This window comes from Bacillus sp. YBWC18 (genome assembly GCF_002998775.1).
GTDB lineage: Bacteria > Bacillota > Bacilli > Bacillales > Bacillaceae > Bacillus.
Genome location: NZ_PVRI01000004.1, coordinates 67305 through 79199, shown reverse-complemented (window position 1 = coordinate 79199; position 11895 = coordinate 67305). Strand labels below are relative to the sequence as shown.

The window sequence follows — 11895 nt, the reverse complement described above, 5'->3', positions numbered from 1 at the left end:
AAAACACTTTAGTCATTTAAACTACTGCCTCATATCATATCCATCATTTCCAACTAAAAAGGAGGGTGTTCGATTCCGATGAATCCTATTCAAAGCCGTTTACAGCCTCACGCACCTTTGGTTTTAGACGGTGCACTTGCAACGGAGCTTGAACGAAAGGGCTGCGATTTAAACGATCGTTTATGGTCAGCCAAAATACTCATTGAACAGCCAGAATTGATTCAGCAAGTACACTTGGATTACTTCCAAGCCGGAGCTGACTGTGCCACAACAGCGAGCTACCAAACAACGATTGATGGCTTCGCTGAAAAAGGCTATACAAAAGAAGAAGCCATTGAACTAATGAAACGATCTGTCACTTTAGCAAAAGAGGCACGCGATCTTTTTTGGCAGGATGAAGCGCGTCGTAAAGGGCGGACAAAACCATTTGTCGCAGGATCTGTGGGGCCATTCGGCGCTTATTTGTCTGATGGTTCAGAATATAAGGGAAATTACGGACTCACGGAGCAGGCACTTATTGATTTTCACAGACCAAGAATTCAGGCATTAGTAGAAGCTGGTGCAGACATTCTTGCATGTGAAACGATCCCTTGTCTGATTGAAGCAACGGCTATCGCAAAGCTGCTGCAAGATGAATTCAGTGGTGTATGTGCTTGGATTACTTTCAGCGCGAAGGATGACCTTCATATTAGTGAAGGTGATTTGCTCAGAGAATGTGTACAAGCATTGGAACCTTATGAACAGATCGCTGCTGTTGGTGTAAACTGTACGCCGCCGCAATTTATCTCTTCTCTCATTCAAGAGATGAAAAAGGGGACGAGCAAGCCGATTGTCGTGTATCCAAACTCAGGAGAATTATATGATCCTGAAGAAAAGGTATGGAGCGGGGATACATCTCAGCATACATTTGGTGAATGTGCGCATCAATGGTACAAAGACGGCGCGCATATCATCGGCGGCTGCTGCCGGACGACCCCAGAAGATATCACGGACATCTTAAAACAAACCACATCATAGCACCACGAATCATCACACATACTTCTAAGCAAAAGGGCGGGAAGACATGGAACAAGCAAAAGATCAGTCACAACAATATCAACGAAAAATGACGAGCCGCCACCTGTTCATGCTTTCTCTAGGCGGCGTTATTGGAACAGGGCTCTTTTTAAGCTCTGGGTATACCATCAATCAGGCAGGACCCGCAGGAACGATTCTTGCCTATCTTGTCGGGGCATTAATTGTGTACCTCGTGATGCTCTGTTTAGGCGAGCTATCTGTCGCAATGCCGGTTACAGGGGCCTTTCATACGTATGCAACAAAATACATTGGACCCGGCACAGGCTATACAGTCGCTTGGCTCTACTGGCTGACATGGACAGTGGCACTCGGTTCGGAATTTACAGCGGCAGGCCTTTTAATGCAGCGCTGGTTCCCAGACACATCGGTTTGGATGTGGAGCGGCGTTTTTGCTCTTCTCATCTTTTTACTCAATGCTTTTACAGTTAAGTTCTTTGCAGAATCGGAATTTTGGTTTTCCAGCATTAAAGTAATGGCTATTATTCTCTTTATTATCCTTGGCGGAGCTGCGATGTTTGGCTTGATTCCATTAAAGGGCGGTGAGGCCGCTCCGTTCTTTTCTAACTTCACTGGAGAAGGCGGACTTTTCCCAAACGGCTTTTTACCAATTTTAATGACGATGCTAGCCGTCAATTTCGCTTTTTCAGGTACGGAGTTAATTGGAATTGCTGCGGGTGAAAGCGTCAATCCTGACGAGACCATTCCAAGAGCGATTCGCACAACCGTACTGCGTCTTGTCCTGTTTTTCGTTGGAACGATCGTGGTCTTAGCCGGCTTGATCCCAGTGGAAGAAGCCGGGGTGATCAAAAGTCCATTTGTTGTGGTGTTTGATCGAATCGGGATTCCGTATGCCGCAGATTTCATGAATTTTGTCATTTTGACAGCGATCTTATCTGCTGCAAACTCTGGACTATACGCGTCATCCCGTATGCTCTGGTCTCTTTCTGAGGAACGGACACTGCCTAAGAAACTAGCGAAGCTGACATCAAAAGGAATTCCTTTGAATGCACTGATTTTAAGTATGATCGGCGGTATTCTTTCTTTGTTATCAAGTGTCATCGCACCCGAAACGGTATACCTTGTCCTTGTTTCGATCTCTGGACTGGCCGTTGTAATCGTGTGGATGGGGATTGCTGCCTCACAGTTGATGTTTCGGAAAAGTTTTTTACAGGAAGGCGGACAGCTCCATGATCTTTCCTTTCGAACCCCGCTCTATCCAGTGGTTCCAATTGCTGCCTTCCTCCTGTGTTTTGCATCTGTCATCGGTATTGCCTTTGATCCAAATCAGCGGATTGCCCTCATCTGCGGCATTCCTTTCATCGCGCTCTGCTATGCTGCCTATTATGTGACAGCTTGGATTCAGAAAAAACGAGAAGAACCTGGTGTATAACGCCAGGTTTTTTCCTATAAAAACAGTCTGACAAAAAAGGATATCGCTAGAAAATGAAGCACACTTTGGTATATGATAGGAATCTATGATTTTCAGGATGAACCAAGGGAGTTGTCACTAATATGGAAATGACCATTACAAGAGCATTAAGTGAACTGAAAATGTTAGATAAGAGAATCAACCGAACCGTTGATGAAGCCGTACTTGGTGGATTGATGATCGGGAAACATATACAGCACGGGTTTCAAAATCAAGAAGAAATCGAAAAAAAGGCGAAGGCTGATGACCAATCGATTCAAGCATTAATCAAACGCCGGAATGCCATCAAATCAGCCATTGTTGTGTCGAATGCGACCACAACAATTGATGTAGCGGGTGTCAGCATGACGGTGGCAGAAGCGATTGAACGGAAGACGTCCATTGAATACGATATTCGTTATTTACGGAAATTAAAAAAGGTGTACACAGAACTAGTAGACAAAGCAGAACAAACCAATGAAGATGTGAAAAAGAGACTCGACCAGCATTTAGAAACCTTGTTTGGAAAAGACGGAAAAACACAAGCGGCTGCCAACCAAGAGATCGTCAAGTCGTTCCTAGCTGAAAATGAGGCAACGATCATCGATCCGCTTCGTCTTCGAGTGAAGATTGAAAAGCTTTCGAACGAAATTGAGGATTTTCAAATGGAAGTTGATTTTTCCTTGTCTGAAAGCAATACACTGACGAAAATACAGATCGATTAATTGATTTTGTTAGTGAGCCGAAAATCGATAGAACTAAACACCTCCGAGGGAAAGGTCATTCCCTCCTCATCTGATCATCTCTGGATGATCCTTGATAAAAGCTCAAAGCTGAATGTTCAAGGATCAACGTTCAAGTGTGAAAGTTCTTATCCATCAAAGCTCAGGATTAAAAGTTAAAAGCTCGATCGAATCTGGGAGTAACGGCTGATGAGTGTTTGTTTATCGACTCTTTCGGTTGCCGCCCAGCAGGTTTGCTAACAAAAAGAAAAGGATGTCAAATGAGACATCCTTTTTTCTATGAAAAAACGACAAGCTCCAGCCAAGTCGTCTCCCTCAGCAAATTAGTTACGTAATGTATATGCCAAATGGTAGACACTTGTGACATTTGAAGATAGCTTGATGTCGTTTGAAGTGAACGTCACCGGAACAATATCGTAGTAATGTGTCGACCAGCCTGCATTATTGTATGTACGGTAGCCTGCACCTGAAGGAACTTGAATCGTTAGTGAAAATTGTCCATTCTCGTCTGTTGTGCCTGTCGCTGTTTGAGCCAATGATTTGATCGCTGCTTCAAAATAAAGCTGGATTGGCTGATTAGCCATCAGGTTTCCGCTTGCATCTTTTAGTGTTCCTTTAAACGTAGCTGGATAATAAGAGCCCACTCGATATTTACTGCCAGAGCCGTAATTCACCATTCCACTATCTGCTGCTGTGACACTAGTTACTTGTACAGATGCTGGTACTGCTCCTGTTTCCTCTGCATGTGCAAAGGTTGGGAATACGAGAAGCAATGATAGAAAGAAAGCAAACATCATTTTTTTCATCGATAAATCCTCCTTTTTTTCCTACTATATTACTTTCGACATTAATTGGTATTTTTCCAGTAACAAACAAAAGAACTTCCCTTTTTTAGAAAGGGAAGTTCCAGATTGTTGACAAAGGGCTAAAATGATCTTTATTTTAGCCCTTTGTCTTCTTTTCAGCGTGATAGAAAACCTTTGCAGTCTAGGAAGGGCGAGCACCGGAGCGGAGCGAATTTGACATTCGTGAGCACCGGAGCACAGCCCTGACAACGAATGCGAGGGTTTGTCTACACGTTGAAACTTCCCTTTTTTAGAAAGGGAAGTTCTTCTCTTACTTTTTCACAACAACAACCTTCACCGCTTTGCTTTCTCTTTTTCTCACATCAGAAGCGGTCACATACAAGACTGTTTTGGCTTTTTGCGGTTTTATTTGGGCAGTAAATGCGCCCTTGTTATTCGTTTTCACCGTTTTGATGACTTTCTTTGATTTGTTTTTCACTTTAATGGTCAATCCTGCACCCGCAGTACCTTTGACCGTTTTACTTTTGACCGTTACTTTGCCCACTTTCGGCTTAGCTGGTGCTTTGCCTTTTTTGACGACTGTTTTGAGCGTTGTAGCGGCCTTTCCTTTTGAAATCTTAATGTGAAGGACTTTGTTTTTGTTCTGATGCTTGATCTTCACACTAAAAGTTCCATTTTTGCCTGCTGTGCCTTTTCCAAGCAGGGTTTTGCCTCTATACACAGAAATAGCAGCGCCTGCCTTTGCTTTACCTGTCACCTTTTGATGTTGATCCTCCACTTTGCTCACAGATGCATTCAGTTCGACAGCACTTAAAGCAGCAAATGCATTCAGTCTGCCATGACCTGTCATCCAATCAATACCTGGAATTTTCGGATCGACAATTGGCTCATCGTTTTCATCATAGAAAACGTCATCTTTTCCATCAACAGATGTAAAGGAGATCTTATCTGCTGTGCTTTGCAAGATATTCCTTACTTGATTTGGCTTCAAGGATGGATTTTTAGAAAGCAGTAATCCTGCTGCTGCTGCCACATATGGTGTCGCCATTGATGTCCCGCTCAGATATGAGACATTCCCATCTGGCATTAAGCTTGGAATATCAGATCCTGGTGCAGACATGCTCAGTCCTTTACCATAGCTTGAGAATTCAGCGGCAATATCCATACGGTTGCTTGCACCAATGGCCATTGCGTACTTTGATGTCGCAGGATAGCCCATTTCTGGAATGCCATCATTTCCACTCGCGACGACCACTAGTACATTTCTTTGAGCCGCGTAGTTCATTGCATATTCAATCACCCGGCTGTAGTAGCCGCCAAGACTCATATTGATGACCTTTGCGCCTTTATCCACTGCATGCTTGATTCCAAGTGCAATATGCTCTGTATCTCCAAAACCATAGGCATCCAGCACCTTCACTGGAATGATGCCCGTATGTTGGTTGAGACCTGCCATCGAGTAATGATTATCGGCTTTTGCGGCAATGATGCCGGCCACATGCGTACCGTGTCCATTGTCATCAATCGCATCTTTGTTTCGTCCAATGAGATTCGCACCTAAGTCCGTACGAACAGTCCCGCTTAGATCAGTCAAACGACTGTCTACACCTGTATCCACAACTGCAATCAATGTTTGCTTCATCTTGCTTGTGCCAATCAGTGTGTTCATTTGTTCAAACTTCACATCAGCGCCTTTTTTCCCGCTGTTTTGCGCACTGTTTTTCAGTGGCCACTGGTATCCATACTGCACATCATTGCTCAGTGCACGATACGTTTGAACAGGCTCTGCAAATTCAACATTCGGCATGCTGGACAGCTTTCTCGCAGTGCTTTTGATCACAGCTTTGCCTGCTTTTAAAGTCTTTCCAGCTGATTCTTGCCCTGCTGGCACATCATAGACATACATTCCTTTAAACAAAGGACTTACTGACTGCGATGTCACGCGGTTTTCTTGGATTCCATAGCTTTTCATCTTCTTTTTCGCAGATTGAAGCGTTTGGCCATCCTTTAATTTAAAAATGATCTTATTCGTCTTCACTTTCTCTTCTTTTACAAGCTTTTGCTTTTCTAATACATAACCGATCGATTTTCCTTCAAGCTGTTCGATTCCAATCTGTTGACTCACTACTTCTAATTCCTTTTTTAAATAGGCAGGACTTGCTCCTTTGAGCATATCAAAAAGAGAACGGATCGCCTGTTGTTCTTTCTCTGTCACGATATGACCGCTAAATGCACCATTTTTCTCTACGTCATTTAGCAGTGTCTTTAATGTAAGCAGATGATTGTATACCTTTTGCTGCTCATTTTTTTGTTTGATGAGCTTCGATTTGAGAAATGGCTTTGTCTTTTGGAGCAGGCGACTCAGCTTCTGACCATTTGGTGTTTCATTAAAACGTTTATCTTCAATTGTACGCATCGATTGGAGAATTTCGCGCCCGTACTTTTTCTCAATAATAATGATGTCAGGCTCATCGTCTTCAGGGAAAACGGGTTCGGAAGGCGGAAGGTTAGCTCCTTTATACCCAATTGTATAGGCCGCATCCTCTTCCTCATCACGTCTGTCTTCCTCCGACCCTAAATAGAGCACTTTGACAAAATAAGGACCTGACCATGCATGCGGGAAGTCGATCTCTGTCTCTCCACTTGCAGTGTCCACACGATATCTGGAATAAGTGTCATCCTTCATCGCTCTGTCCTTGCTTGGATAGACCGATACGGACAACACCTGTTTACTTTTTACAGAAATTTTCATATGCGTATGTTTTGCCACCTCTTGTGCAGATGGCGTGATTTGGTACCATGACTCTTCTTTTTCATTCTGTAATGTACCTGAAATCACTTCACCATTTTTTAACCCAATGGCTTCATTGACAGTTGTTCCTTTACTGGCAGCTGCTGCCTCGTATCCAGGTAATGCCGCCATACAGAGAATGATGGCCATGAGTACGATCACACAGGATTTGACCTGCTTTTTGAACATGAAAAGACCCCCTTATCTTTTGTAATACCTTGGAAGAATATCACAGAAATGTATTTAGTAGAATCTGTTTTTTACATAATTAAACTCGTTTTAAGCTAGGATTTGAGATATACAGACAGCAAAACGAATAGCTTCATAAACTTTTTGCCATTTCAAACGGAAAATGATGCTATTTAACCATGCCGAAAAGTACATTACAATCAACTTGTAAGCGCTTAACAAACCAGAGAGAAGGGATCAGCTTGTTCCAAAAAGATCATGTTTTCACACAAGTAAACGGACGATCAAAGAATGAGATTTTACAATACATTGCCGAGAAAGCTGAAGACCTTCAGATTACAAACGATCAGGCGGGGTTATTATCCGATTTGTTGACACGCGAAGACGAAGTCTCAACAGGACTTCAGCAAGGCTTCGCCATTCCTCATACAAAAAGCTCCGCTGTACAAACGGCTTCACTTCTATTTTTAGAGTTAGAACAACCTATTGAATGGGGAAGCTTCGACGATTTGCCCACAAGCTATTTATTTACACTGCTCGTTCCATTAGAAGAAGCAAATGTCACACACTTGAAATTACTGTCAGGGATTGCGACAAGCCTCATGGAACCGGCTTTCATCGAAAAGATACAACCAGGTCAAACCGCTGACTATTATTACGAAGTCATTGAACAACAATTGAAAGAGGGGATTACACAATGAAAATTGTCGGTGTCACTTCATGTCCAGCAGGGTTAGCTCATACACCAATGGCAGCAAAGGCATTAGAGAATGCGGGTAAACAGCTCGGTCACGAGATCAAAATCGAGCAGCAAGGGATTATGGGACAGGTAAATGGCATTACAGCAGAGGAAGCAAAGCAGGCAGACCTCTGTATCATTGCATCAAATCAGCATATCAACGATGCGGAACGTTTCTCAGGCATTCCCACAGTACGTGTCGAGATTGGACGCGCCTTAAAAAATGCCGAGCAAATCATCACAAAAGCTGTATCACTTGTTGAAAAGAAAAAATCAGAATCTTAATAAACGTGAGCAATGCCATATAGAAAGGAGCAAAGCAAAATGAAAGCAAAATTAAAAGTCATTGAAGGCCATCTCATGACCGGTATTTCTTATATTCTTCCTGTGATCATCGGCGCCTCACTTATCGTTGGTTTAGCAAAACTAGTCGGATTAGGATTTGGTGTTTCAGATTTAAACACCTATAAGGATGCTGGCGGCATTTTACACGGCGCCTATTTAATGGAGCAGGTTGGCTGGACAGGCATTGGCTTAATGAACGTCCTGCTCGCTGGATTTATCGCCTATTCGATTGCGGATAAATCAGGTCTTGCGGCCGGCTTCATCGGTGGTGCCCTTGCCAGCTCAACGAATGCTGGATTTATCGGTGCCGTCATTGCAGGCTTCTTCGCAGGATATGTTGCTCTCTTTGTGAAACGAAAAATTCAAATTCAAGGCTCCGCAGCCGGACTCGTTCCTCTGCTCATCTTACCGCTTATAACCGTTGGCTTAACCGGGCTTCTCATGTCTGTTCTGCTGGGCGGACCATTAGGCGCTTTGAACACGGCATTAATTGAATGGATCAAAGGTATGGTCGCTGACGGCACAAGCACACTTGCACTCGCTCTGATTCTAGGTGCGATGATTGGCTTCGACCTTGGCGGACCAGTGAATAAATCTGCTTGGATGGCTGGTAACGCACTCTTCCTGTCAGGCGTCTACCTCCCTGCCATCCTCGTCAATATTGCGATTGTCATTCCGCCGCTTGGATACGGGCTTGCGACATTGATTCGAAAACGCAACTTCTCTCCAACCTTTAGAGAAGCCGGACGAGGCGGGCTTGTGATGGGCATTATCGGTATTACGGAAGGGGCGATTCCTTTTACCCTTGTCAATCCTTTGAAATTGATTCCGCTCAATGTTGTCGCGTGTGCTGCTGGAAGCGGGGTCGCTGCATTATTAGGTGTTCATGACATCATGCCGCCAATTGGCGGGCTATACGGCTTCTTCTCAGTCGGAAACTGGTGGGCTTATTTAATCGGAGCCCTCACTGGCGCACTCGTCATCGGTATTGGCGCCAACCTGCTTGTGAATTTCTCTGAGAAAAAAGAGCCAAAAACGCCAGAACATGACCAGAAGCAGAAAGAAGAAGACGATTTTGACCTTGTGCTAGAAGGATAATTTGAACATAGAAAGGTGTCGTTGATCAATGACTGTCAATGTACATGTGATTCCACATACTCACTGGGACCGGGAATGGTATTTCACCACCTCCCGATCCCGTATCTACTTAATGAAAAGCGTAATGGACATTTTAGACACCCTTGAAACAGATGAAAGGTTCCATTACTTCATGCTCGATGCACAGGCATCCTTATTGGATGATTACTTGAAATGGCGCCCTGAGGATGAGAATAGAATCAAAAAGCTCGTCACAGCCAAACGTCTCATCATCGGCCCATGGTATACCCAAACCGACCAGCTCGTCATTTCAGGTGAATCGATTGTACGGAACCTGCAATATGGGATCGAACGCTGTCAGCAGTTCGGTCATGTGATGAAAGTCGGCTATGTCCCTGATTCCTTCGGTCAATCCGCGCAAATGCCTCAAATTTACCGTGGATTCGGCATTGTGGATACAGCTTTTTGGCGCGGTGTTTCAGACCATATGACGAATCACACTGAATTCAATTGGCAAGGTGATGACGGCAGTGAAGTCTTTGCTGTGAACCTGCCATTTGGCTACTACTACGGTGGAAATATTCCTGAAAAGGATGAGGACTTACAAGCCTTTTTATCTGAAAAAATTGGTGCGCTGCAAGCAAAGGCAACCACAAAGAATGTCTATTTCCCAAATGGCTTTGACCAGGCACCGATCCGCAAAAACCTGCCTGACTTATTGGAAAAAGCCAATGAACTTGACGAGCACCACTATCAAATCAGCAGTTTAGAAGATTACATTGCAGCAGTGAAAAAAGAGCGGACGTCTTTTGAAACATTAGAAGGAGAGCTCATTCATGCGAAGCATATGCGGATTCACAAATCTATTTTTTCAACACGAGCTGATTTAAAAATCTTAAACAATCAAATTGAAAACTATCTCGTCAATGTGATGGAGCCTATCCTAACGATCAGCTATTCACTCGGACACGACTATCCGCATGATACGGTTCGTGATATTTGGTACCTCATGTTTGAAAATGCAGCGCATGACAGCATTGGCGGCTGCAATAGCGACACGACGAATCAAGATGTCTTCTTCCGCTACAAGCAGGCAAAGGAAATCGCCGAGAATCTTGTGGACTTACACATGCGTCTCATTGCTATTCGACTGCAAACTGAGCAAGAAATCACATTCACGTTATTTAATACACTGCCTTCAAAGCGTTCTGAAGTCATTGAGGTCGAAACCTTTATCACGGAACGTCCATTTACACTAAAGGATGCAAACGGAAGAACGCTTCACTACACAGTGAAAAGCAAAACCGATGTCACAGATTATGTGCTGGCACAGCAAATTTCTCTTAACCCAAGTAAAGATGTGTACATGCCAAAACAAGTATGGAAAGCCATTCTGCTGATTGAAGCCGCCAGCTTACCGTCCGTTGGTTATACACAAGTCAGCATGGTTTTCGATGAATCAAGCGAATCTGCATGGGAACAAACAGAAGGACGCGCGATTGAAAATACGTATTACCGCATAGCGGCAAATGACAACGGATCGCTGGATATCACAGATAAACAAACAGGCCGGACATTCTCTGAGCAAATGACCTTTGAAGACAATGGAGACGATGGAGATTCATACAACTATTCCCCGCCGCGCGAAGATCTGTATGTGTCATCCAAGGATCTTTCTTCAGCAGACCTCACAGTGTCTAAAAGCGGACTGCAGGAAGAGCTCACCATCCAGCTTACTCTCACTGTCCCATATGACTTAGAAGAGCGCTCTCAGCAATCGGTCACGACTTCACTCCCGATCACAGCGAAGGTGGCATTAAACAAAGATGAGCCTGTCATCCGTTTTCATGTCGATGTCGACAATCATGCGTTAGACCATCGTCTGCGTGTCCTCTTTGATACAGGCATCGCATCAAAGGTATCACTGAGCGATCAGCAGTTTGGAACCATCGAACGCCCAACAGAGCTCACGCAAGAGCTTGAATGGTGGAGCAATGAGCATTGGGAAGAAAAACCGATCACCATTGAACCGATGCAATCCTTTACTGCACTTCGTGATGAAGCATATGGTGTCGCTCTATTGACCGACTGTGTGAGAGAATACCAGATCACAGGAGAAGGCTACACAACGATTGCGTATACGCTCTTCCGCTGTTTCGGAAAAATGGGGAAAGAAAATCTTCTTTACCGTCCAGGCCGCGCATCTGGGGAAAAAATTGTTGAGACACCTGACGCTCAGCTGCAAGGTGCACTGTCGTTCTCATTTGGCATGCACTATAGCAAGGACGCTGTCAGCGAGGGGCACTTAGCGCAGCTTGCTAAGCGGTATACCACCCCAGTTCAATGCTACGAACGGGCAGACTTTTTAAACGGTCGTTTAATTTTCTCTTTCCGAGATGAAAAAGAAGACTTACAATCTACTTATAGCCTGCTTGACATTGAGACAGACGGAGCCATTCTAAGCGCTCTAAAAAAAGAAGAGCATGGAACAGGCATTGTCATCCGTCTCTTCAATCCATATTTAACGCGTCAAACAGCCGCTTCAATCAATAGTTCATCTCTACAACACGGAGAAACAGCGAATTTAGGCGAAACACCTGAAGGACATATACTCAAAGCACAACATGGATCATTACACATTGAACCGCTCACACCTTGTCAGGTACAAACCTACATTGTAAAGAAAAAATGAACATGTA

The 11895-nt window shown here is 44.1% G+C and carries 9 protein-coding genes; 7 read left to right on the top strand and 2 right to left on the bottom strand.

Annotated features, from left to right (window positions below; genetic code table 11):
* Window positions 1-78: 78 nt before the first annotated feature.
* The 3 genes from mmuM (at window position 79) to C6348_RS12340 (ending at window position 3210) form a co-directional block, all read left to right on the top strand.
* A complete protein-coding gene (gene mmuM, locus C6348_RS12350; RefSeq protein ID WP_060595451.1) occupies window positions 79-1017 on the top strand; it encodes a homocysteine S-methyltransferase in 939 nt (312 codons plus the stop codon).
* Between the two features lie 46 nt (window positions 1018-1063).
* Window positions 1064-2467 (top strand): S-methylmethionine permease, encoded by a 1404-nt coding sequence (mmuP, locus tag C6348_RS12345; RefSeq protein WP_106043313.1) that lies wholly within the window; start codon window positions 1064-1066, stop codon window positions 2465-2467.
* 122 nt (window positions 2468-2589) lie between these two features.
* Window positions 2590-3210 (top strand): hypothetical protein, encoded by a 621-nt coding sequence (locus tag C6348_RS12340; protein WP_034664315.1) that lies wholly within the window; start codon window positions 2590-2592, stop codon window positions 3208-3210.
* 341 nt (window positions 3211-3551) lie between these two features.
* On the opposite strand, the gene C6348_RS12335 is transcribed toward C6348_RS12340, so the two are convergent.
* Entirely contained in the window at window positions 3552-4034 is a 483-nt protein-coding gene (locus tag C6348_RS12335; protein ID WP_106043311.1) for a hypothetical protein, read from the bottom strand.
* 310 nt (window positions 4035-4344) lie between these two features.
* A complete protein-coding gene (locus C6348_RS12330) occupies window positions 4345-7014 on the bottom strand; it encodes a S8 family peptidase (protein WP_106043309.1) in 2670 nt (889 codons plus the stop codon).
* A gap of 179 nt (window positions 7015-7193) precedes the next feature.
* Between C6348_RS12330 and C6348_RS12325 the strand changes: the two genes are divergently transcribed.
* Genes C6348_RS12325 through mngB form a run of 4 tightly spaced genes read left to right on the top strand, consistent with a single transcriptional unit; the run spans window position 7194 to window position 11888 of the window.
* A complete protein-coding gene (locus C6348_RS12325) occupies window positions 7194-7715 on the top strand; it encodes a PTS sugar transporter subunit IIA (protein WP_223251564.1) in 522 nt (173 codons plus the stop codon).
* Window positions 7712-8038: a PTS fructose transporter subunit IIB gene (locus C6348_RS12320; protein ID WP_106043307.1), complete on the top strand. Its 327-nt coding sequence runs from the start codon at window positions 7712-7714 to the stop codon at window positions 8036-8038. Before C6348_RS12325 ends, C6348_RS12320 begins: the two co-directional genes overlap by 4 nt.
* Window positions 8039-8077: 39 nt before the next feature.
* A complete protein-coding gene (locus tag C6348_RS12315) occupies window positions 8078-9196 on the top strand; it encodes a PTS fructose transporter subunit IIC (RefSeq protein WP_106043305.1) in 1119 nt (372 codons plus the stop codon).
* Between the two features lie 28 nt (window positions 9197-9224).
* Window positions 9225-11888, top strand: coding sequence for a mannosylglycerate hydrolase (gene mngB / locus C6348_RS12310; RefSeq protein ID WP_106043303.1), 2664 nt, complete (start codon window positions 9225-9227; stop codon window positions 11886-11888).
* Window positions 11889-11895 lie beyond the last annotated feature (7 nt).